We start from the raw sequence: 20,739 nt of genomic DNA on the forward strand, positions 1-20,739 counted from the left end.
TCACTCGCGAAGGATACCATTTCGTCTTTGCCGATTATATAAATACCTAACGCTCTTCAGACGTATCTCTCAACAGAATTTAACAATAAGGTCCAGTTTTGGACGACTGTGGAATATTGGAGACGTTGGTTGCCGGTTCATATTCTAAATGGTTCTACAGTTTGTCTATTTTCGACTCTCGTTCGGGTGTTTATCCGAGTTACCGGTATTGTAACCGTTGATTGAACCAGAGCAAGGCCAGATTCCGACCGAACGTAACTACACATCGGGTTGTGGTCTGGAAAATTCAACCACAGTTTTTTGTGCACCCATCGGTGCGAGCGGCCGAGCGAGAAAACGCCGACGATTTTCGCGCCGGGACCGGCGCGCGGCGAGTAGACAGACCCAAGGCGACTCCGCCGTCACCTCCGGTATGCGTCAGTTCGTCATCATCGGCCACGACGCCCCCACGACTTCGGCGTTCTCGCTGGACGACATCGCCGGCGGCGCGGGCCGCCTCGACGTGCTCTGTCGATGCGTCAACTCCGCGTTCTTTCTCTCGCACGCGATTCGTGAGGACGTGCGGACCCACCTCGTCCTCGGCGACGAGTACACGGTCCGATTCGAAGGGTCGGAGCTCCGGCGGCTGAACCCCGACGAGCGGAGTACCGCGGCGCTGATTCGGAAGGCGCTCGACGCGCGCGAGGAGGCCATCGGCCACATGCCCGCCGAGAGCAGTCCGGGGGTTTCGCTCTACCGCATGGGGTTCGAGGCGACGCTCGACGCCGTCGCCGCCGAGTCGACGGTGATGCAGCTCCACGAGGACGGTACCCCCGTCGTCGACGTCGACCCCCCCGAAAATCCGGCGTTCGTCCTCTCGGATCACCGCGACTTCTCCGACGAGGAGGCATCGCGTCTCGACGCCGTGGCCGACGAACGCGTGCGTCTCGGCTCCGAGACGCTGCACGCCGACCACGCTATCACCGTCGCGCACAACTACCTCGACACCGACGCCTACACTCGATACTGATGGCTCCGGAACGCGACGATGCCGAAGGACTCGGCTTCGACGCTCGATTCGACGTTCCCCTCCGCGGCGTCGGCGTCGACGCCGACACTCGGTGCGAGCACTACGACACCGAGCGGGACGTGATCGCGATCAAGTTCCCCTGCTGCGGCGTCTATTTCCCGTGTTTCGAGTGCCACGAGGCACTCGCCGACCACGAAGCGCAGCGGTGGCCCGCCGACCGGTTCGACGACCCGGCGGTGTTGTGCGGCGTCTGCGGTGAACGGCTCTCGGTCGCGGCGTACCTCGACTCGGACCACACCTGCCCGTCCTGCGGGGCGGCGTTCAATCCTGGGTGCGCCTCGCATGCGCACCGCTACTTCGACACGACGTGACGCAGTACCCCGCCTTTCGCAACCCTTAAACATCGTCCCGGGCAACTCAGTCGTGCGGGCCGGTGGGGTAGCTTGGTATCCTTCGGCCTTCGGGTGGCCGTAACCGCAGTTCGAATCTGCGCCGGCCCACTTCTCCCGCACTTTGCAACGACGAGCGCAGCAGGTCGCCCGTAGCGGTGTGAAAGGTTCGCCACGCGGATTCGGGCAGACCAGTCGCGCGCAGCGAAGCGAGCACGTCTGGGCGAGTTCGAATCTGCGCCGGCCCACTTCTCCCGCACTTCGCAACGACGAGCGCAGCGAGTCGCCCGTAGCGGCGCAGGCATCCGGTGCCCGGGAGTCGGTGACGCCGCGAAGCTGGCACCCGTCTCGGTCGTCCTAACGGACCGTTTTCTCCCGCCTCGAAGGGGCGAACACCTCCTAAATGGACAATAGACGGACACGAACGCGTCCCCGGCGGCGTCCCTCCAGTAGGACGCCCATACGTATCGAATGGGGTGCCTGTCGTCGGTGTGTCGATGGATTACGGGCGAAAAACGGTGGGTTACGAGCGAAAAACTCCGAATCTCGGGCGAATATCGGTGGGATCCAGGCGTTTGATGGATACCTGAGTTCGATTCTGAAAGACCGGAACAAAGCAGGCGTTTACGATCCAATAACTGCGTAACGTGGGGCGTAACGGGCTAAACTCAGCAGTGCATTAATGTCTTTCGAAATAGAATTGGTAAGTATGGCTAAAAACTGTGGGACGAGGGAATCGGTGTTGATTCCCACCGGACTCGGGCCGTCTCGGACGTACCCGACGATACGGTCGCTCGGACGGCGCGGAATCAACACCGTCGTCGCGTCGGAACACGACAACCCACCGGTGTTCGCCTCCCGGTACTGCGGGGAACGTCTCTCGGTGCCGGCCCCCGATGTCGACCTCGTCGGCTACAAGAACGCTCTCCTCGGCTTGGCGTCGCGTCCGGACGTTCGGACCGTCATCCCCGCGCGCGAAGAGGACGCGTACGTCTTCTCGCGCTACAGAGACGAGTTCGACGAAGTCGTCGACCTGGTCGCCCCGTCGTTCGAGGTGCTCCGGCGCTCGCAGGACAGGCTTCAGTTGGCCGCCGCCGCGGAGAAAGCGGGCGTTCCGGTGCCGGAGACGCGACTGCTCAGCGAAGTGGACGACTGGGAACCGGAACTCATCATCAAATCCCGGTACAACCTCCTCGCGGACGGGTACGTCGACGGCTACGCGCCCGGACAGTCCTCGAAAGTCAAGAGCGTCAAGCATCTCTCGCCGGGCGAACACCCCGACGTCGACGCCATCTTAGACGAGATGAAACACGACCCCATCGTTCAGGAGTACGTGGCGAGCTCCGACGAGTACATGTTTGCCGGACTGTACGACCACGGGGAACCGCTGGCGACGTTCCAGCACCGTCAGATTCGGGGCGACTCCTACGTCGGCGGCGGCGGCGTCTACCGGAAGTCCGTCTACATCGAGGAGCTCGAACAGGTAGCGAACGACCTGTTGAGCGAACTCGACTGGCACGGCCTCGCGTGCGTAGAGTACATGTGCGACGCCGAGACCGGCGAGTTCAAACTCACCGAGATAAACCCCCGGATGTGGCAGTCGCTCCCGGCGACCGTTCACGCGGGTGCGGACTTCCCGTACTACTACTGGCAGGCGGCGACCGATCAGATAGACCGCATCGACCCAAGGTACGAGATCGACAGCGGGAGCCACTCGCTCCGCGGCGAACTCGGTTACGTGCTCAGCCTCTTTCGAGACGAGTCCCCGCACGTCGAGCGACCGTCGCTCGGCGCGACGGCGAGAGAGCTACTCTCGTCGTTCTGCGAGGACCCCTACCTCGACTACACGCACGTCGACGACCTCGGGCTGTTCGTCAGCGGCGCGAACCGAATGCTCCGAAACCGGCTCCACGGCTCCAGTTGAGCGCGGGACTCGCTGAGAGACCGTGACGCCGACGTCTGCGAGGGACGCGGACTCTAACGCCGCTGCCCGAACGTTCATCGTGGTTCCCGCGACAGTTATCCGTACTTCGATGGTTTCGAAACGCACGAGTGCCGCCCTCGTTCTCGCGGGCGTCGCGCTTTTCGTCGGTATGGTCGTCGTCAGCGCCGCCACCGCGCCGACTATCGGCGCGACCCAGAGCCACGACCCCGACTCGAACGAGACGATGCGGACGCTCGTCGGCTCGCAGGGCGGCGGACCGGGACTCCACGACTACGGGAGCGTTTACCTGCTCGAAAACGACGAGGTCGCCTGGCAACTCGCCGACGCCGACAGCTACTTCGACGTGACGATGCTCGACAACGGGAGCGTCATGGCGGGCTTCATGGACAGCGGGTACACCGACTGCGGCCCCTACGAGTCGCCGTGTACCCACACCGGGTTCCGCGTCATCGAGCCCGGCGAGAACCCGGAGGTCGTCTCGGAGTTCAGTTTTACCGTGCGCACGCGCGCGAACAGCGAAGTGCACGACGTGGAACGACTCCCTTCCGGCGAGTTCCTCGTCAGCGACATGGAGCACGAGCGCATCATGACCGTCCGGGGCGGCGAGATAACGTGGCAGTGGAACGCCAGTAGCATCTACACGGACGGCCCCGACGACCCGACACGCGAGGACTGGCTCCACATCAACGACGTCGACCACCTCGGCGACGACCGCTACCTCGTCTCGGTTCGCAACGCCAACCAGTTGGTCATCGTCGAACGCGGCGAGGGCGTCGTCGAGATAATCAACGAGGACCCGAACCCCGAGGACGGACGCGTCGGCGACCCCTCGGTGCTGAACCGCCAGCACAACCCGCAGTGGCTCAACGAGGACACGATACTCGTCGCCGACTCCGAGAACGGTCGCGTCGTCGAACTCCAGCGGGGCGACGAAGGCAACTGGACCGTCGGATGGGAGCTCTCCGAAGCCGAGGGCGTCGCCTTCGCGTGGCCGCGAGACGCCGACCGCTTGCCCAACGGCAACACGCTCATCACCGACTCGGCGAACCAGCGTATCGTCGAGGTCAACGAATCCGGCGAGACCGTCTGGAGCGTCCGGACGCGTCACATCCCGTACGAAGCCGAACGTCTCCCCGAGGGCGAAACGGTCGGCGGACAGCCGCACAGCGACGGCGCGAGCAGGTTCACCGGTACCGCCTCCGGCGACGTCCCCGGTATCTCGTTCCTCCTACAGGTGCTCCGCACGAGCGTGCCGCTGCCGTTCTGGGTTGCCGAGATTCACCTCGTCGTCACGCTCGTCTCGCTGGGGCTCGTCTTCGCCGGCCTCGGGACGGCGGCCCGTTCGGCGTTCGCGGCGCGGCGACGCGGCTGAGCGTCCGCCCGTCGACCGGACGATTTTTCGACTCGCCGCCGAACCACGAGACGTGAACGACGACGCCGACGCCGACGCCGACGGCGGGACCGCCAACGACGGGAGCCGCCTCGACTGGGAGACGACGGACTCGCGAATCGACTACTCCTGTCCGGGGTTCGACGTCCGCATGGACGACGTCCGCCTGCCCGACGGCACGGAGACGGATTTCCACTACGTCGACGAGCCACCTGCCGTCGTGATTCTGCCGTTCACCCCCGACGGCGACGTGGTGCTCGTAGAGGAGTGGCGACAGGCCGTCGGCCACGTCAACCGCGGTCTTCCAGCGGGCGGCACCGAACCGGACGACGACGACTTCGCTGCCGCCGCTCACCGCGAACTCGCCGAGGAGACAGGGTACGAAGCCGAGTCGATGGAGAAGTTCTACGTCGCCGAACCCGCCAACGGCATCGCCAACTCGGTCCACCACTACTTCGTCGCCCGCGGCTGTGAGTCGACCGCCGAGCAGGAACTCGACTTCAACGAGAGCATCCGTCCGACGACGACGAGCTACGAGGACCTGTTGGCGTCCGTCGTCGACAACGAGATTCTGGATGGAAGGACGTCGCTCGGCGTGTTGCAGTACGAACTCGCGCGGCCGTAACTCGATTCCTCTGTTCAGTTCCCCGCACCACCGGAACGCAACCCTTACCGACGCGCCGCCGAAACGCGGCGGTGTATGCGCGACTGTTTCGAGCAGCGGCAGGGTGACACGGCCGGACGCATCGGCCAACTCACCGTGCCGCGCGCCGGGGTGACCGTCGAGACGCCGGCGCTTCTGCCCGTCGTCAACCCCAACGTCCAGACGATTTCGCCCGCCCGACTCCAGTCGGAGTTCGGCGCGGAGATTCTCATCACCAACTCCTACATCATCCGCAAGACCGCGGAACTCCGCGAACGGGCGCTCGACGTGGGTCTCCACGAGATGCTCGACTTCTCGGGCGCGATCATGACCGACTCGGGGTCGTTCCAGCTGGCCGAGTACGGCGACATCGACGTAACGACGACCGAGATTCTGCAGTTCCAGAGGGATATCGGCTCCGACATCGGCACCCCCGTCGACATCCCGACGCCGCCTGATGTCCCCCGCGAGCAGGCGGAAGAGGAACTCGAGATTACCGAGCGGGCGCTCGCCGACGCCGAAGCGTTCGACGCCGGCGAGATGCTCGTCAACGCCCCCGTGCAGGGATCTACGTACCCCGACCTCCGGGAACGCGCCGCCGGTCACGCCGACGCGACGAGCCTCGACGTGTTCCCCGTCGGGGCGGTCGTCCCCCTGATGAACGCCTACCGCTACGACGACATGGTCGACGCCGTCGCCGCCGCAAAGCGCGGCCTCGGCGCCGACTGTCCGGTCCACCTCTTCGGCGCGGGTCACCCGATGATGTTCGCGCTCGCCGTCGCCATGGGTTGCGACCTCTTCGACTCCGCCGCCTACGCGCTCTACGCCCGCGACGGGCGCTACCTCACCGTCCGCGGAACCGAACACCTCGAAGACCTCGACTACTTCCCGTGTTCCTGTCCGGTCTGTTCGTCGCACACGCCAGACGAGGTCAAAAGCGCCAGCGACGCCGACACCGAGCGCCTGCTGGCCGAGCACAACCTCCACGTGACGTTCGCCGAAATTCGCCGCATCAAGCAGGCCATCCGCGCGGGCAACCTCCTCGAACTCGTCGAGGTCCGCGCCCGCGGTCACCCTGCGATGCTCGACGGCTACCGCGCGCTGCTCGACCACGCCGACCAGCTAGAGGAGTCCGACCCCGCCGCCAAAGGCTCGTTCTTCCACGTCTCCCACGAGAGCGCGCGGCGACCCGAAGTTCGCCGACACCACCGTCGCTTGGCCCGACTGGACCTCGCGGAGTACGACGACGCGCTGCTGACCGAAGGAGGGACGCCCTCCGAGAGCGAGTACGACGCCGTCTGGAAGGTCGTCCCCCCGTTCGGTCCGTTCCCCGGCGCGCTCTCGGACACGTACCCGCTGAACGCGCAGGTTCCGGACCGACTCGACGACGCGGCCCGACGGGCGGCCGCCGAGGGCGTCGCGGCGCTCGTCGCCGACAACCCCGAGGTGTCGTTCACGCTCGCGCACGACGACTGGGGAGACGCGGCGCTCGAAGCGGTCCCCGACTCCGTCGCGCTCGAACCGCTGTCGACCGTCGCGTCCGAGTGACGGCGTCGGTGGACAAAGCAAGATAGTTCACCCTCCGCCGCAGAGAGCGACCATGACCGATTACTTCGAGGTGCACGCCCGCGACGGGGCCGCTCGCCTCGGCGAACTCCGCCTGTCGGAGTCGCGCACCACGCCCGCGCTCGTCGACGACGTCGTCGAGGACGCCGGAAGCCTCTGGGCGGCCGAACGCGACGCTCCCGAGGGCGACGAGAACCGCCTGACCGTCCTCCCGCACCGCGGTTTCCCGGCGGGGACCCGCGAGGAGGTCAAGGAGTCGTTCGCCGTCGACTACCCCGACACGGACTACCCGAGCGCGGCCGTCGTCGCCGCCGACGCCGCTCGCGACGTGGGTGCGGACGCGTACATTCTCTCGGACGCCCACAGCTTCGTCGGACACGCCGCCGCGTTCAAGGACTCAGTAATCGAGGCGCGCGAGTCGCTGCCGGCCGACACCGCGCTGTACCTCTCGGGAGTCGCGACGCCGACGAACGCCGCGACGCTCGCCTACGCCGGAATCGACCTCGTCGACGCCAAGCGCGCCCGGGTGAAAGGGTTCGAGGGGAAGTACCTCACGAGCGACGCCGAGTACTTCCTCGAAGACCTCGACGAACTCCCCTGCGCCTGCTCGGCCTGTCTCGGCGGCGTCGACGAGTTCACCCGCGAGGACTGCGCCGAACACAACGTCAACGCCTTGAAGGCGGAGTTGGCGACCGTCCGCCGCCGCATCCGCGACGGCCGACTCCGCGACTACGTCGAGGGACAAGCCCGTCACGACGTCTGGCTCACGGCGGCGTTCCGCGAGTTCGACCAGCAGTACGGCTACCTGGAGGAGCGAACGCCGGTCATCCGGGACTCGGAGCTCACGGCCGCGACCGAAGATTCGCTGCGCCGCGTCGAGATTCAGCGCTTCGCCGAGCGGGTGACGACCCGCTACCGAAACCGGTTCGACACTCCCCTGGTGCTCGTGCCGTGTTCGGCCCGAAAACCGTACAGCGAGTCGCAGAGCCACGGCCAGTACCACGACGCCGTCCAGTTCCGCGCCCACCAGGTGTCGATGACCTCGCCCATCGGCGTCGTCCCGCAGGAACTCGAACTCACCTACCCCGCCCAGCACTACGACTCCGTCGTGACCGGCCGGTGGTCCGAGGACGAAAAGGAGTTCGTCACCGAGGTGCTGCGGCGCTACCTCCAGCGCAACGAGTACCCGCGCGTCGTCGCGCACGTCCCGCCGGAGGGCTACCGCGACATCGTCGAACGCGTCGAGAGGGAGGTCGAGATGCCGTTCGAGTACACCGTCGAAGACCACCCGACGACGACGGAGTCGCTGGCGAATCTGGCGTCGACGCTGTCGAACGAACCCAAGTATCGAAAACGAGAGCGCGAGCACAACACCGTGAAAGCCATCGCCGACTACCAGTTCGGCGACGGCGCGGGCGACGCCCTGTTCGCGGACGCCGACATCAAGATGACGAGTCGCTACCCCAAACTGCAGGTCCGCGACGGCGACGGCGAGCAGTTGGCGACGATGGTGCCGCAGTACGGCGTGCTCTCCTTCACGCTCGCCGGGGCGCGACTGTGGGACGCCTCCGACGCACCGACGAAACGTATCGAGATAGACCGTTTCGTTCCGCACGGCAGCGTGCTCGCTCCCGGCGTCGTCGACGCCGACGAGGAGATCCGTCCCGGCGACGAGGTGGTCGTCGAGGGGCCGAAGGCGTTCGCCGTCGCCAGAGCGGAGATGTCGGGGCCGGAGATGGCCGAATCGACGCGCGGCGTCGCCGCCGAGGTGCGACACGTCGACGAGAAGTGACGACCGTTCACGACCGTTCACGCCGGAAATCGGGTGGCAAATTCGGAGGATAGAAGCCGCCTACGCGGCCTATTTCGACAGAAGTTGCGAAATGTGAGGTTTCTCGAAAACGGTCACGAACTCGTACCCGTTTTACGCCGACCGCGAATCAGCCCACCACGGCATCTCGACCGGACGAATCGACGCTCGCGGGTGGTTTCATCGGTGCATAAGAACGGCCAACTGTCTATTTATCAAGTGGACGGTTGTAGCTATTTATTCGATGTCGTGTGGTACGACGCTCCGTCGGATCACGGCCACCGGAACCGGGCCTCCGGACCGGGCCGACGCACGAGCCATGTCAAAGATCCAATACCACGGCAGCGATCTCCAAAGGCAGGGTACCGTCCCGGGTCGCCTCGCGGAGGCGACCGCGCCGACCGCACCGGTGCGCACTCACGGGGTGATCGAAGATGGTCGCTACGGCCACTGACATCGTCGTCCCGAACGGCTGGATGTGCGAGACGCTCTCGGACGACGAAGTGAAGTTTGTCCCCGAGCGGTGGCGACTCTCACTGCACGCCGTTCGGCTGCCGAACAGAGAGTGGGAGCTGTACTGTCGTGAGAGCGCGGGCGAGGCGACGAGCGTCACGACCATCGGATTCACGCAGACCCGTTCGTCCGCGGTCGCGGCGTTCGTCGAGGCGATGGAGTGGGTAAACACCGTCGCCGACCCGAAACGACGTGAGCACGAGGTGACCGAGATTCCGGTGCGCATCGCCGCACTGGCCGACCACCTCACCGCCCGCTCCGACGTCCTCGAATGCGAGACGTGGGGGCAGACGCGCGGACAGCCGTTCAACGTCGCGGGGAGCGACGACTCGGGCGGCTCCCGTCGTCACCTACCTCCGGCGGGCGGCGGCTCTCGATGCACCGCCGAAGACATCTGGGAGTCGCTGGCGGACCACCGATTCCGTCGAACTCGGCGCGGCGGCGGTCAGAACGCGCCGAACTCCTCGCTGGGGTGACGTCGCGCGAGCGACGACTTCGGGCACTCCGCCCGTAGCGCCCCGTTCGAGAACTGTTGGGGGGTCTCGGACGGGACGACCGACGAGCCAACTTTTTAGACGCGGCCGCGTGACTCCGAGCCATGGAACACGTTTCACTCGGCGTCCCGCGTCGCATCCTCGACTCACTGCCGGACGACAGCGACGCCGCCGCTCAGGACATGCAACGCGCGGTCGACGGTATCGAGTCGCGCATCAACCGCGCCATCGACCAGGCGGAGGGCGAGGCCGAGGCCGCCGAGTACGTCACGGACGCGCTCGAACGTCTGGAGTCGCAACTCGAACGCTACGACGAGTTCGTCCCCGAACTGCGCGCGTGGGGCCAGTCGCCCATCTACGCCATCGCGTGGCGGAATCTCCACGCCGACTTGATGCTCCAGCTGTACGAAGTCGACTGGCTGACCGAGCAGATCGACCGCGAGCGGAACCACCGCCTCGTCGAGGACGGCATCCGCTTCGGGAAACGGTAGCGGCCGATGCACCTCGCAGACGCACTCGCTGCACGCGAGAGGATGACCTGCGTCGCCGGCGCGGGCGGCAAGAAGACGACGATGTACGCGCTGGCCTCGCGCCTCGACCGGGCCGTCGTCACCGCGTCGGTCCGCATCCCGATTCCGTCGCTCGAAGAGAATGTAGAGACGGTCGTCGTCACCGACGACCCCATCGGTGCGCTCGGAGAAACGACAGCCGACGACTTTCCGCTCGGCCTCGTTCCCGGGAAGGCCGACGAGGTGCGGTATCACGGCTACGAGAACGAACTGCTCGATAGTCTCGCCGCAGCGCACGACGGGCCAGTCGTCGTCAAAGCCGACGGCGCGCGGATGCGCGATTTCAAGGCCCCGAGCGACAGGGAACCGCAGATTCCGAAGACGACCGACACGGTTCTGCCCATCGCCAGCGCGCACGTCGTCGGCGAACCGCTGGACGAGAATCTGGTCCACCGACCCGAGCGAGTAGCCGAAATCGCCGGAATCGGCACCGGAGACACGATTACGACGGAGACGGTCGCGGCCGTCCTCGCCAGCGACGACGGCGGGTTGAAGCGCGTTCCCGAGGGAGCGACGGCGATTCCGGTCGTGAACAAAGTCGACGACGCGGAACTTGCGGACGTAGGCCGCGACATCGCCTCGAAGGTGCTGGAGCGCGCGGGTGACCGCGTAGAGCGTGTGGTGCTCGCGCGGATGAACCGGGAGGATGCGGTAGTCAACGTGGTGGAACGCTGACTGCGTTTTGGCCCTACGACAACTCCGCGGCCGCCTCTTCGAACTCCTCGCGCGTGTTCAGGTTCTCGAACGTCCGCAACTCCCCGTGTTCCGCAATCTCGGTCTCGTCGACGACGACGTAGTCCAGCTCGAACAGCGGGTCGACGACCTTCCGCGCGCCCGCTTCGAGCGCCGCCTCGCAGGCATCGGCCATCGCGGTCGCTCGGTAGACGGCGTGCGTCGTCTGGAACCACTGGTCGTCTAACTGCGGTACAGCGGCGTCGTGACCCTCGGCGCGCTCGAACAGGTACGAGACGACGCCGGGGTCGACGAACGGCATGTCGCAGGCGACGACGACGGCGTACTCGCCCGAGGCGGCGCGGAGGCCGGTTCGAATCCCCGACACCGGCCCCTGGTCGGGCGTCTCGTCCTCGGCGACGGAGACCGGACGCGGGTAGCTCTCGAACGCGTCGAGAATCGCCGCGCGCTGGTCGGCGCGGCAGTTGACGACGAGTTCGTCGACGACGCCCGCCAGTCGGTCGCCGACGCGGCGAATCATCGGCGTTCCGGCGAGGTCGGCGGTCGCTTTGTCGGCGTCGCCGAAGCGGGTCGACCGGCCGCCGGCGACGATGACTCCCGTGCGCATGCGTGGCGGTTCGAGAGCGCGGGACATGCCTCTTGCGCCGGTCGGCGAACGCTCCTCGGACCGCCCTTCGTCGCCCGGACTGCCGCCCCGCCAACGTTTATTGCCGTGAAGAATCATTTATAAACCAGATGGCGACGCCCACGCGCGACGCGGTGCTGCGGGTGGACCTCTCGGCGGAGACCGTCGAGAGAGCGCGCGTCCCCGACGAGTGGCGACGCGGCTACCTCGGCGGGAAGGGGTTGGGCGCGCGTTACCTCTACGCGGAGCTCGCACCCGGCGTCGACCCGCTCGGTCCCGACAACCTCCTCTCGTTCGTGCTCGGCCCGCTATCGGGGTATCTCCCGGGTGAGACGCGCTACGCGGCGGTGACGAAGTCGCCGCTCACCGGCGGTTTTCTCGACTCCTACAGCGGCGGGTCGTTCCCCGAACGCCTCGCCGGGTCGCTCGACGACTGTCTCGGAGTCCTGGTCACCGGACGCGCCAGTCGGCCGGTGGCGCTCGTCGTCGACGGCGGCACGGCGACGATAGAACCCGCCGACGACTTGTGGGGCTGCGACACCGTCGAGACGGACGCGGCGTTTCCCGACGCCGCCGTCGCGTGCATCGGGCCGGCCGGCGAGTCCGAAGTCGCCTACGCGACCATCGCCTCCGACGGCGGCGACCACCACGCCGGACGCGGCGGCGCGGGCGCGGTGATGGGGTCGAAGCGACTGAAGGCCGTCGTCGCCCGCGGCGACGCGCCCGAGATACCGCCAGCGCTCGCGGAACTGCGCGACCGGTACGAACGTCGCTACGAAGACCACGACACGGGACGCTGGCAGGCCGCGGGCGAGACCTTGGAGAGCGTCGACTTCGCCAACGAGGTCGGCGTCCTCGCCACCGAGGGCTGGCAGCGCGGCCAGTTCGACGCGGCCGAGAACATCGGCATCGAGGCGGCGCGCGAGGCGGCGGTCGGCCGCGAACGCGACACGGAGACCGCACCCGGCGGCTTCCGCGTCCGAACCGGAGACGACGAGGGCGAGGGCGAGAGCGTCCCGCGCGGGGCGACGCCGATGACGCTCGGTGCCGGACTCGGCGTCGAGGAGTTCGACGCCGTCGCGTCGCTCGGCGAGACGTGCGACCGCCTCGGCGTCGACGTCATCAGCGCCGGCAACGCCGTCGCGTGGGCTATCCGCGCCGCCGACGCCGGCCTCGTCGAGACCGACGCCCGCTTCGGCGACGACGAGGCGGCCCGCCGACTGCTCGACGCAATCGCCGCACGCGACGGCGAACTGGCCGACGCGCTCGCCGAGGGCGTCGCCGACGCCGCGGCGCGCTACGGCGGCGACGACCTCGTCCCGACGGTCAAGTCGATGGAACTGCCGTCGTACGACCCTCGTGGCGCGATCGGGATGGCGCTGGCGTATGCGACGAGCGACCGAGGGGCCTGCCACCGCCGAGCCAGACCGGTCGAGCGCGAGGTGTTCGAGGCGTGGGACGACGCCGACGTGGTCGAGGCCGTCGCGGGCGCACAGACCGTCCGCTCCGTCCTCTGGAGCCTCGTCGCTGACGACTTCGTCGGCGAGACGATGTGGAACGACCTCGGCGCGGCGTGGCTCGACGCGGTCGGACTACCGCACGACGCCGACGAACTGAGCCGAACCGGCGAACGAATCTGGACGCTCGTCCGCCTGTTCAACGTCCGCGAGGGGTTCGACCGGAGCGACGACGCGCTCCCGGAGGCGCTTCGCCGACCGCTCTCGGAGGGCCCCGCCGCCGGACGCGCCGTCGACCCCGAGGCGTTCGAGCGACTGCTCGACGCCTACTACGCCGCCCGCGGGTGGGGCCCCGACGGTCGCCCGACCCGGGCGACGGTCGAGCGACTCGGCCTCGGCGGCATCGTCGACGAGGCGACGCCGCTGGCCGAGGAGGCGACGACGACGAACGCGGGGCGCGACACGACGACCGTCGCGGACCGCCGACACGACCGACACGACCGACACGACACAGATGACAGATAGCATCGACCTCGACGAACTGGACGTATCGACCGACAGCGACGCGGAGCGGCCCAAACGCGGCGACTGGTTCTGGAAGGGCGAAGGCGACCCCGACGACGAGACGGGGACCGACGGGTCGGGCGACGACGCGGTCGGGTCGTCGGACGCGGTCGGGTCGTCGGACGCGGTCGGGTCGTCGGACGCGGTCGTGTCGCCTAATTCGCCCGACTCACTCGACGGCGACGCCACCCTGACGGACTCGGGGGGCGATACCGGGACGGACCACCGCGCGATTCCGCGCGTGCCGCGAACCAACGACGACAGTCCGGTCGGCATCCCCATCGAGGGCGGGGGCGCGGGAGGCGCGGCGTCGGGGACCGTCGACGCCGACGACGCGGGCGGCGACGACGGCGAAGACGGTGAGGACGACGACGTGGAACCGGAGCCGACGGGACCGCACGGGAGCGGACCCTCCGAGATGACGATGGCGCTGACGTACGAAGCCGTGAAACGGCTGGAGAACCCGGCGGCCGCCTTCGCCGACGCGGAGGGGTGGACCGACTGGGTCGGCATCGTCGGCGACGTAGACGCCCACGTCATCACCAAGTTCCAGCGCGAGTCGGTCGTCGACGTCGACTTCTTCAACGGCACCGGCACCGGTCCGGCGGAACGACTCGCCGGTATCGACGGCCACTCGATGTTCTTCGCCGAGCGGATGGTCGTCGTCGGCGTCGCGGGCGTCGACGAGTACGTCGCCGAGGAGAGCGGGTGGGAGTTCGTCCCGCTGGAGACCGCCGCCGAGAAGGCCGGGTGGCCGCTCGTCGACCGAGACGGCGACGAACGCGAAGAACGCGACGGGGGGCGGTGAGGCCGACGCGGGTGACGAGGGCGACGCGGGTGGCAAGACTGACGCGGGTGGGGAGGCCGACGACGCAGCGAAATCCAGCGATACCTGACGGACGCACGTACATTTTTGTGATATCGACACGCATTAGCACGCAGCATGAGCCTCAGAAACGGTTTCCGCCAGTCGTGGGTGCTCACGTTCGGCATCGTCGCCGCGATGGCGTGGTTGACACTCACCGCGGTACGGGTGTTCTCGCTCGTCGAGTCGCCGCTCACGTGGGCGACGCCGACCGCCGGGACGGGCGCGATGGGCGGTCTCGTCGGTCTCGTCGTGATGGCCGTCTTCGTCGGCGTCCTGTTAGTGCTGTTCAGCGAACTCGGCGAGTCCGACCCCGCGCCGAGCACGTGGCCGCCGGAGAAGTGAGATGACGCAGTTCGAGTGCACCGAGTGCGGTCAACTCGGTCGGTTCGGCCGCTTCGACGAGTCGACGCTGACGATGCGCTGTCCGGTCTGCGAAAAGCAGACGGCCTGGACCGTCGCGTTCGCCGACGAGGGGGGTGTGTCGTTTTGACGCTCGCCGTCCCGCTCTCGGAGCGGTTCCGCGAGGCGGCCGAGGAGTGGGCCGACACGCGCCTCATGGACCCCGAGGACGCCTGCGAAGTGAAAGCCGAACAGGCGCTCTTGGAGGTCGAACACCTCGTCTCCGGCGCGCACGAGGTCGAGTTCGCGGTTGAGGACGGCGAACTTCGCTACGAACCCAGCGACGAACTGGCGGCGCTGCTCTCGTCGCACGCGGAGCGAACGGGCGTCGACGAGGCGACGGTGCTCGGTCTCCACGTCGACCTGTTCGCCCGCGTCTTCCTGGACGACGACGCGAAACGGCCCTCGAACGCCCCGCCGAAGTGAGCCGCGCGTCCCGTCGAACCCTCGACCGAGGCACGCTCCGCCACACGAACTATTAACACGACGCACTGCGAACCGTTCGCACATGGCGAAGAAGGACAGCGGGTGGCGACCGACGGCGGCGATGGACGAGTACAAAGGCCACGCCGTCTGGGAGTACGAGACCGGTCCACAGGAGATCAACCAGGGCGAAGTCGACGGCAAGCCGGTGTTCTCGCGGGAACTGAAATCGAAACTCGGTCTCCTCGACGACGACGTCGAGCCGACGGAGTGAGGCCGGCGGCGGCCGACGACCACTTTTCTGCGACGGCTCAAAGCAGCGGGAACGAGCGGTCGTTCCGCGCGGGGACGTAGAAGTTCGCCCGCGAAGTGACGCGGACGAAGTTGAGGATGCCGTTGTGTTCGCGGTCGGTTATCGCCGGACTGTCGTCGCGGACGTACCAGCCGTTCATCGCCTTGCGCGTCCGCCGGAAGTCGTCGAGTTTCCGCTGGAAGGCGACGAAGTGGACGCCGGGCTTCCCGCCGTCGACGGTGTTGAAGTCGCGCCGGAGCACCAGCGGTTCGTCGGTGTCGTCGCGGCGGACCTGCGCGACTTTCTCGTGGTGGCCGACGACGTCGTGGTCGCGGGCGTGTTCGCGGACCCGGTCGGAGAACGGGACGTCGTCGGTGAGGTTCGCCACGTCGTCTTCGGTGAACTCCGGCGAGAACATCCGCTGGATGCGCTCCCGCTCGGTCAACGCGCCGTACCAGTCGCGGAGGTTCACCGTCAGCCGACTGAGGTGCATCGTCGTCCCGTCGACGAACCGCCCCTCCGGGATGGCGACGCTCTCTTCACTCGGTTGGGTCCGCTTGCGCCCCGAGAAGAAGCCCATGAACATCTGCTCCTCGCCGGTCAGCGCGTCGCCGGGGACGCCCTCGGCGTCGGCGTGTTCGGCCGGGAGCCCCTCGCCGAGGAAGCCGGTCCGGCGGCCGCGGACGCGGAACACGTCGCCGAGGCGGTGGTCGACCGGTTCGCCTCCGATTCGGCTCCGGGAACCGAACAGCGCGTTCTCGGCGGCCGCGAGGTTCGACGGCAGGTCGCTCTCCAAGACGAGCGCGGCGTCGAACGACTGGAGGTTCGGTTCGTCCGTCCGCGACAGCACCTGCGGCGGCGAGACGGGGACGCGCGAGAGTTCGTCGATACGCTCGAAGTAGTTCGTCCCCCACGCCAGCGCGTGGAACAGTCCCTCGTGGTGCCAGTCGTACGCCGCTTCGAGCGTCCGCATCGCACGCTCGACGGTTCGTGCGTCTTCGACCGAGGGGTCTCGACGCAGGTCGAGGAGGAGCACGCGGCGGTACCGAGCCTGCAACTCGTTGCCCGAGTCGTCGGTCGGGAGGTACTCGCCCTGCGCGAACTGGCGGTCCGGGAGGCGGTCGCTCCGCGGGTTGGCGGCGAGTCCCTCGACGCCGGGGCCGGTCGCCGGGTCCAACAGACGGCTACACCCCGCGAAGCCGGCGGCTCCTGTCACGACTGCGAGGCGACTGAGCGCAGTGCGTCGGGAGACCACGGTATCTGTGTACTGCAGTGGCGGCGTTCGCAAAAAACTGTCTGTCGGTTCGGTACACTGTCACGTCTGCCGTTCGAAACTCCCATCGACCGTACATTTATTCGCTCGCTCGCACAACCTCCGTCAACGATGTTTCCGACACTCCTTCACGCCCGGGGCGTGACGGGTATCAACGGGCCGATCTCGCTGGAGGTCGCGCTCGTCTCGCTCGGGTTCGGAGCCGTCGTCCTCGGGTTCGTCGCGTACGACGCCTACCGCGCGTACGGGGAGTACGAGTCGTGAGCGGCGCGTCTCGGTCGTTCGCCGCCGCCGTTCCGAGCGCCGAGCGGACGCTCTACTACCTCCGGGCGACGGTGTACCTCCTCGCGTCGCTGCTGTGCTTTTCGCTGCTCGTCGTCGGAACCGTCGCGGTCATCGCCGAACTGAAAGGGACCTGGCACTGGGCGATACATCTCGAATCGACTATCAGTTACATGGGTCTGTTCGTCGCGGCGTTGATGGTGCCGCTCGTGCCGCTCACGGCGGCACTGTTCGTCTCTCGGTGGTGGTTCGATGCGTAGCCGCTCGGTCGCCGCGCTTCGCCGGTTCGCCGCGGTCTCCGTCGCCGGACTCGTCCTATCTGTGTTGGGTGTCGCCGTCGTCGCCATCGTCGCCGAGTCGTACGCGACCTGGGAGTGGTACTTTCGGATGGAACAGGCGATGAGCTTGCTGATGCCGGTGACGATGGCGTTCCTCGGCCTCTCCCTCGTTTCGGGGTTCGGCGTCGTCTACGCGGCCGACCGGCGCTGAGCGGTCCCGCGCGATGCGGCCGTCCGGCGGACAGTCCCAATCTGTTATGGAATCAGGTTTTCTATAGGTGAAAGCGTACACCGATTCGGTTGTCAGCACGTTCCGCTCTGCGGCCTGATGGGGGGCGGAGTCTCGGCAAGTCGTTCTTGTGCTCGGCTCGCTGGCTGACAATCGGTACTCGACACCCGCGAGCGACAGCCAGCGACGCGAGTCCCTACGAGACCATCTGCGCGACGAGTTCGTCTTCGAACTCGACGAGACCGTCGAAGACGAGCGCCGCCGCCCGGAACAGCGGTTCCTCCGTCTCGTCGAGCACGTCGTCGACGAACGCCTCGTGCCACGCGGACAGATGCTCGTCGAGGAAGACGCGTTCGTAGCCGAACGCCTCCTCGGCCCCGTGGTACTGTCGTTCGACGAGGTAGCGCAGGAACGCGAGTTCGACGGCGATGAAGTCGTTCTCCTCGCCGTACTCCTCGGGGGGTTTCCAACCGGCGGCGCCGTAACTGGCTTCGACTCTCGCGAGCCCCTCGCCGATGAAGTCGGTGTCCGCGCGGTAGTACGTCTCGTGCGCCAGGACGGGCGGACGCGGTCCGACGAACACCCGCGTGTACTCTCGCGCCAGGTCGTCGCGGACCGCCGCCGGGTCGCGGCCCTCGTTGTCGGCGACGAACTGTCGAAGCAGGTCGAACCCCTCGTCCAACGACTCGTTCACCTCCGCGTCCGGCAGCTGGAGGCCGTCGCCGAGCAGGTTCGAGAGGAGCGACTCGTCGGGGACGTCCCAGAACACCTCGACGACGAAGTCCAGCAGTTCGAGGCGGGCGTCGTAGACGGCGGCGTCGTCCATCACCGGCCACCTCCGTGTTCGAACAGCAGCCCGGCGCGACAGTCCCCGCAGTAGTCGAAGACGCTCGCGTCGGCGTTCGGCGCGACGCCTTCGACCACGTCGCCGACTTCGCCTTTCACCTTCTCGATGGAGCCCCGACTGGCGAACGGCTTCCCGCAGCGGACGCACTCGGCCATCTCGCCCTCGTACACCGTCTCCCAGCGCTCGCCGCCGTTGCGCTCGGGGAGTCGAGAGAGGTCCAACCCCGTCTCGATGGTGATGGCCGTCTCCGGACAGCCCTCCTCGCAGAGCCCGCAGTTGACGCAGTCCTCGTGGCTGAACTGTAGGTCGCCGTCGGCCGTCCGCCGGATGGCGTCGGTCGGACAGAGCGTCGAACAGGTCGGCGTGAGGTTGCACGCGTCGCTCACCGCCATCAGTCCGAACGTCTCCAGCCCCCGAATCACGTCCCGGTCGGGGTCGGCGCGGTCGACGATGGCTCGAACGCTCTCCAGCGCCCAGTCGTGGGTGTTGAACGCCGGGTTCGGCTTGTCGTCGCGGACGACGCCCGTCGCGCGGTGTTCGCCCGCCGGAACCGGCGTCTCCGAGAGGCCGTCGACGAACCCTTCGACCGCTTCGACGAACGACTCGTGGTCGTCGGGGCCGGGCGCGAAGAACCCGACGCGCTCGCCGAGGCCGAGGTCGGCCGTCGCGCGGTTCAGCCGCTCGACGAGTTCGGCTTTCGGGTCCGGCCCGGAGTGCAGACAACTGTCCCCGCAGCCGACGATGGCGACGCCGTCGGCCCCCGCAGCGAGCGCGTGCAGCACGTGCGCTTCGCCGACGGTGTCGGTGCAGTTCACGGAGACGGGCAGGATGGGCGGGTAGGTGAGGTCGGTACCGCTGGCGGCGCGGCGGCCGTAGGCGCGGAGCGCGTCGGCGGCGCGCTCCGAACAGACGAACGCGATAACCGGCGTCTCGATTCCCTTCTCACCCCGGCTGAACAGCCAACCGCCGCCCTGCTCCTCGACGTCGAGAAGGGCTTCGACCTCGCGGGCGAGGCGCTCGTTCGAGGGTTCGCGGAGCATCGTCGCGCCTGTCGGGCAGGCGCTCGTACACGCGCCGCAGTCCTGACACGCCACCTCGTCGAACTCGACGGAGTCGACGGTCGGTCGCCGGACGGCGTCGTGGGGGCAGGCGTCGGTACAGGCGGTACAGCCCCGCTGGCTCGACTCGCCCGCGGCGCAGACGTCCAGCTCCAAGTCGAGATACTTCGGTTTCGTGACGCCGCCGAGGAGACTCTCGACGGCCGCGACGGTTCCGGCGTCGACGGGGCCGGTGTAGAAGCCGAGTCGGCCGCCGCGGGCGACCGAGGGCGAGTCGGGGGAGACCACCTGGTCGGCGTCGATGGTTCGTTCGACGCCCGAGCGGTCGATGGCGTCGGTCGGACAGCACTCCTCCCACTCGCCGCCGGGAGCCTCGGGGTCGACGTCGACGGGGTAGCGCGTCAGCATCCCGCCGGGCCCCTCCTTCACGCACTTCATGCAGGAGACGCAGTCCTCCGTCACCTCCGCTCGGAGCGTCACCTCGAACTCGCCGAACTCGCCCTCGACGCCGACGACGCGGCCGCGTTCGACGGTCACGTCCGAGAGGTCGGCGTCGACGCCGTGGAAGTCGCGACCGTCGGCGACGAGCGTCACCTCGGCGGAGTCTGCGAGCGCGGCGGCCGTCTCGGCGTCGCCGACGACGACGACGGCGTCGCCGGCCTCGCCCGTGACGGTTCGGGTCGCCGCCTCGTGTTCGAGTCCGGCGCGGCGCGCGTTCAGCAGACGAGCGGTCTTGTCCGTGGCCGCGTCGCGCTCGTGAACCCACCCCGCGCCCGCGCGGTGGTCGACGAACGAGGTGGCCTCCGGGTGGAGGCCTTTCTCCTCCGCGAGCGCGCGGAAGCGCCGTTGGCAGCCCGAATCCGGGGCGGTGACGAGCAACTGGTCGAGTTCGTACTCGTCGACGAGTTGCGCCATCGCGGGGAGGCCGTCCTCGCACAGGAGCGTCGAACTGGCGACGACGTCCACGTCGCGGACGCCGTCTCGCGCGCGTTCCAGGTCGATGTCGCAGGTGTCGCCGCACGAGCAGACGAAAGCGCCGACGTTCATACCCACGACAACTCGTAGCACCCACGAAAGCCTTTGCGTGCCAACAATCCGCTACCATACGGTAATCTCGCCCGCG

23 protein-coding genes and 1 tRNA gene are annotated in these 20,739 nt (G+C 67.7%); 20 read left to right on the plus strand and 4 right to left on the minus strand.

What is annotated here, in order from left to right; genetic code table 11:
• The first annotated feature begins 412 nt into the window (after positions 1 to 412).
• From trmY to yqeC, 11 genes are all read left to right on the plus strand, one after another.
• On the plus strand, positions 413 to 1,009 hold the full coding sequence (gene trmY / locus DV709_RS11385; protein WP_117594558.1) for a tRNA (pseudouridine(54)-N(1))-methyltransferase TrmY: 597 nt from the start codon (positions 413 to 415) through the stop codon (positions 1,007 to 1,009).
• Complete coding sequence (locus DV709_RS11390) at positions 1,009 to 1,380, plus strand: CHY zinc finger protein (RefSeq protein ID WP_117594559.1); 372 nt, start codon at positions 1,009 to 1,011, stop codon at positions 1,378 to 1,380. Before trmY ends, DV709_RS11390 begins: the two co-directional genes overlap by 1 nt.
• A 56-nt stretch (positions 1,381 to 1,436) precedes the next feature.
• Positions 1,437 to 1,509, plus strand: a tRNA-Pro gene (locus DV709_RS11395).
• Positions 1,510 to 2,107: 598 nt separating this feature from the next.
• A complete protein-coding gene (locus tag DV709_RS11400; RefSeq protein WP_157972723.1) occupies positions 2,108 to 3,322 on the plus strand; it encodes a carboxylate--amine ligase in 1,215 nt (404 codons plus the stop codon).
• Between the two features lie 109 nt (positions 3,323 to 3,431).
• The gene (locus tag DV709_RS11405) at positions 3,432 to 4,715 is read left to right on the plus strand and encodes an arylsulfotransferase family protein (protein ID WP_117594561.1); all 1,284 of its coding nucleotides are present in this window, start codon (positions 3,432 to 3,434) and stop codon (positions 4,713 to 4,715) included.
• A 52-nt stretch (positions 4,716 to 4,767) separates the two neighbouring features.
• Complete coding sequence (locus tag DV709_RS11410) at positions 4,768 to 5,358, plus strand: NUDIX hydrolase (protein ID WP_394338689.1); 591 nt, start codon at positions 4,768 to 4,770, stop codon at positions 5,356 to 5,358.
• Positions 5,359 to 5,433: 75 nt separating this feature from the next.
• A complete protein-coding gene (tgtA, locus tag DV709_RS11415; protein WP_117594562.1) occupies positions 5,434 to 6,924 on the plus strand; it encodes a tRNA guanosine(15) transglycosylase TgtA in 1,491 nt (496 codons plus the stop codon).
• 52 nt (positions 6,925 to 6,976) lie between these two features.
• Positions 6,977 to 8,734 (plus strand): archaeosine synthase subunit alpha, encoded by a 1,758-nt coding sequence (gene arcS, locus DV709_RS11420; protein ID WP_117594563.1) that lies wholly within the window; start codon positions 6,977 to 6,979, stop codon positions 8,732 to 8,734.
• 452 nt (positions 8,735 to 9,186) lie between these two features.
• Positions 9,187 to 9,741 (plus strand): hypothetical protein, encoded by a 555-nt coding sequence (locus tag DV709_RS11425; protein ID WP_117594564.1) that lies wholly within the window; start codon positions 9,187 to 9,189, stop codon positions 9,739 to 9,741.
• Positions 9,742 to 9,863: 122 nt separating this feature from the next.
• A complete protein-coding gene (locus DV709_RS11430) occupies positions 9,864 to 10,250 on the plus strand; it encodes a hypothetical protein (RefSeq protein WP_117594565.1) in 387 nt (128 codons plus the stop codon).
• A gap of 6 nt (positions 10,251 to 10,256) precedes the next feature.
• Positions 10,257 to 11,003, plus strand: coding sequence for a selenium cofactor biosynthesis protein YqeC (yqeC, locus tag DV709_RS11435; protein ID WP_117594566.1), 747 nt, complete (start codon positions 10,257 to 10,259; stop codon positions 11,001 to 11,003).
• Between the two features lie 13 nt (positions 11,004 to 11,016).
• Here yqeC and DV709_RS11440 read toward each other — a convergent pair whose 3' ends face one another.
• Positions 11,017 to 11,628 carry a molybdenum cofactor guanylyltransferase gene (locus DV709_RS11440; protein ID WP_117594567.1) on the minus strand — a complete coding sequence of 204 codons (612 nt, stop codon included), beginning with the start codon at positions 11,626 to 11,628 and terminating at the stop codon, positions 11,017 to 11,019.
• Between the two features lie 128 nt (positions 11,629 to 11,756).
• Here DV709_RS11440 and DV709_RS11445 point away from each other — a divergent pair, with 128 nt between their 5' ends.
• From DV709_RS11445 to DV709_RS11465, 6 genes are all read left to right on the plus strand, one after another.
• Entirely contained in the window at positions 11,757 to 13,628 is a 1,872-nt protein-coding gene (locus DV709_RS11445) for an aldehyde ferredoxin oxidoreductase family protein (RefSeq protein ID WP_117594568.1), read from the plus strand.
• Entirely contained in the window at positions 13,618 to 14,475 is an 858-nt protein-coding gene (locus tag DV709_RS17770; RefSeq protein WP_157972724.1) for a DUF7124 domain-containing protein, read from the plus strand. Before DV709_RS11445 ends, DV709_RS17770 begins: the two co-directional genes overlap by 11 nt.
• 135 nt (positions 14,476 to 14,610) lie before the next feature.
• Positions 14,611 to 14,877, plus strand: a complete 267-nt coding sequence (locus DV709_RS11455) for a hypothetical protein (RefSeq protein ID WP_117594569.1) — start codon at positions 14,611 to 14,613, stop codon at positions 14,875 to 14,877.
• A gap of 1 nt (position 14,878) precedes the next feature.
• Positions 14,879 to 15,025 carry a hypothetical protein gene (locus DV709_RS17775; protein WP_157972725.1) on the plus strand — a complete coding sequence of 49 codons (147 nt, stop codon included), beginning with the start codon at positions 14,879 to 14,881 and terminating at the stop codon, positions 15,023 to 15,025.
• On the plus strand, positions 15,022 to 15,360 hold the full coding sequence (locus tag DV709_RS11460; protein ID WP_117594570.1) for a hypothetical protein: 339 nt from the start codon (positions 15,022 to 15,024) through the stop codon (positions 15,358 to 15,360). Before DV709_RS17775 ends, DV709_RS11460 begins: the two co-directional genes overlap by 4 nt.
• An 82-nt stretch (positions 15,361 to 15,442) precedes the next feature.
• Positions 15,443 to 15,631, plus strand: a complete 189-nt coding sequence (locus tag DV709_RS11465; protein ID WP_117594571.1) for a hypothetical protein — start codon at positions 15,443 to 15,445, stop codon at positions 15,629 to 15,631.
• Between the two features lie 37 nt (positions 15,632 to 15,668).
• On the opposite strand, the gene DV709_RS11470 is transcribed toward DV709_RS11465, so the two are convergent.
• The gene (locus DV709_RS11470; protein WP_198665708.1) at positions 15,669 to 16,826 is read right to left on the minus strand and encodes a DUF7405 family protein; all 1,158 of its coding nucleotides are present in this window, start codon (positions 16,824 to 16,826) and stop codon (positions 15,669 to 15,671) included.
• Positions 16,827 to 17,033: 207 nt separating this feature from the next.
• On the opposite strand from DV709_RS11470, the gene DV709_RS17780 reads away from it, so the two are divergent.
• The 3 genes from DV709_RS17780 to DV709_RS11480 are packed head-to-tail and all read left to right on the plus strand — an operon-like array spanning position 17,034 to position 17,693.
• Complete coding sequence (locus DV709_RS17780) at positions 17,034 to 17,186, plus strand: hypothetical protein (protein WP_157972726.1); 153 nt, start codon at positions 17,034 to 17,036, stop codon at positions 17,184 to 17,186.
• The gene (locus DV709_RS11475) at positions 17,183 to 17,464 is read left to right on the plus strand and encodes a hypothetical protein (RefSeq protein ID WP_117594573.1); all 282 of its coding nucleotides are present in this window, start codon (positions 17,183 to 17,185) and stop codon (positions 17,462 to 17,464) included. Before DV709_RS17780 ends, DV709_RS11475 begins: the two co-directional genes overlap by 4 nt.
• Positions 17,457 to 17,693 (plus strand): hypothetical protein, encoded by a 237-nt coding sequence (locus DV709_RS11480; protein ID WP_117594574.1) that lies wholly within the window; start codon positions 17,457 to 17,459, stop codon positions 17,691 to 17,693. The genes DV709_RS11475 and DV709_RS11480 overlap by 8 nt, the downstream gene beginning before the upstream one ends.
• Positions 17,694 to 17,907: 214 nt before the next feature.
• On the opposite strand, the gene DV709_RS11485 is transcribed toward DV709_RS11480, so the two are convergent.
• Together DV709_RS11485 and DV709_RS11490 are read right to left on the minus strand one after the other, a co-directional pair.
• Complete coding sequence (locus DV709_RS11485) at positions 17,908 to 18,537, minus strand: TorD/DmsD family molecular chaperone (protein WP_117594575.1); 630 nt, start codon at positions 18,535 to 18,537, stop codon at positions 17,908 to 17,910.
• On the minus strand, positions 18,537 to 20,663 hold the full coding sequence (locus DV709_RS11490) for a hydrogenase iron-sulfur subunit (protein ID WP_117594576.1): 2,127 nt from the start codon (positions 20,661 to 20,663) through the stop codon (positions 18,537 to 18,539). Before DV709_RS11490 ends, DV709_RS11485 begins: the two co-directional genes overlap by 1 nt.
• Positions 20,664 to 20,739: the final 76 nt, after the last annotated feature.

The sequence above is a fragment of the Haloprofundus halophilus genome (assembly GCF_003439925.1).
Classification (GTDB): Archaea; Halobacteriota; Halobacteria; order Halobacteriales; family Haloferacaceae; genus Haloprofundus; species Haloprofundus halophilus.

Excerpts from the sequence above, each read along its gene's own strand:
- trmY (WP_117594558.1), top strand. The coding sequence starts at position 413 with ATGCGTCAGTTCGTCATCATCGGCCACGACGCCCCCACGACTTCGGCG.
- DV709_RS11390 (WP_117594559.1), top strand. The coding sequence starts at position 1,009 with ATGGCTCCGGAACGCGACGATGCCGAAGGACTCGGCTTCGACGCTCGA.
- DV709_RS11400 (WP_157972723.1), top strand. The coding sequence starts at position 2,108 with ATGGCTAAAAACTGTGGGACGAGGGAATCGGTGTTGATTCCCACCGGA.
- DV709_RS11405 (WP_117594561.1), top strand. The coding sequence starts at position 3,432 with ATGGTTTCGAAACGCACGAGTGCCGCCCTCGTTCTCGCGGGCGTCGCG.
- tgtA (WP_117594562.1), top strand. The coding sequence starts at position 5,434 with ATGCGCGACTGTTTCGAGCAGCGGCAGGGTGACACGGCCGGACGCATC.
- arcS (WP_117594563.1), top strand. The coding sequence starts at position 6,977 with ATGACCGATTACTTCGAGGTGCACGCCCGCGACGGGGCCGCTCGCCTC.
- DV709_RS11425 (WP_117594564.1), top strand. The coding sequence starts at position 9,187 with ATGGTCGCTACGGCCACTGACATCGTCGTCCCGAACGGCTGGATGTGC.
- DV709_RS11430 (WP_117594565.1), top strand. The coding sequence starts at position 9,864 with ATGGAACACGTTTCACTCGGCGTCCCGCGTCGCATCCTCGACTCACTG.
- yqeC (WP_117594566.1), top strand. The coding sequence starts at position 10,257 with ATGCACCTCGCAGACGCACTCGCTGCACGCGAGAGGATGACCTGCGTC.
- DV709_RS11440 (WP_117594567.1), bottom strand. The coding sequence starts at position 11,628 with ATGCGCACGGGAGTCATCGTCGCCGGCGGCCGGTCGACCCGCTTCGGC.
- DV709_RS11445 (WP_117594568.1), top strand. The coding sequence starts at position 11,757 with ATGGCGACGCCCACGCGCGACGCGGTGCTGCGGGTGGACCTCTCGGCG.
- DV709_RS17770 (WP_157972724.1), top strand. The coding sequence starts at position 13,618 with ATGACAGATAGCATCGACCTCGACGAACTGGACGTATCGACCGACAGC.
- DV709_RS11455 (WP_117594569.1), top strand. The coding sequence starts at position 14,611 with ATGAGCCTCAGAAACGGTTTCCGCCAGTCGTGGGTGCTCACGTTCGGC.
- DV709_RS17775 (WP_157972725.1), top strand. The coding sequence starts at position 14,879 with ATGACGCAGTTCGAGTGCACCGAGTGCGGTCAACTCGGTCGGTTCGGC.
- DV709_RS11465 (WP_117594571.1), top strand. The coding sequence starts at position 15,443 with ATGGCGAAGAAGGACAGCGGGTGGCGACCGACGGCGGCGATGGACGAG.
- DV709_RS17780 (WP_157972726.1), top strand. The coding sequence starts at position 17,034 with ATGTTTCCGACACTCCTTCACGCCCGGGGCGTGACGGGTATCAACGGG.
- DV709_RS11480 (WP_117594574.1), top strand. The coding sequence starts at position 17,457 with ATGCGTAGCCGCTCGGTCGCCGCGCTTCGCCGGTTCGCCGCGGTCTCC.
- DV709_RS11485 (WP_117594575.1), bottom strand. The coding sequence starts at position 18,537 with ATGGACGACGCCGCCGTCTACGACGCCCGCCTCGAACTGCTGGACTTC.
- DV709_RS11490 (WP_117594576.1), bottom strand. The coding sequence starts at position 20,663 with ATGAACGTCGGCGCTTTCGTCTGCTCGTGCGGCGACACCTGCGACATC.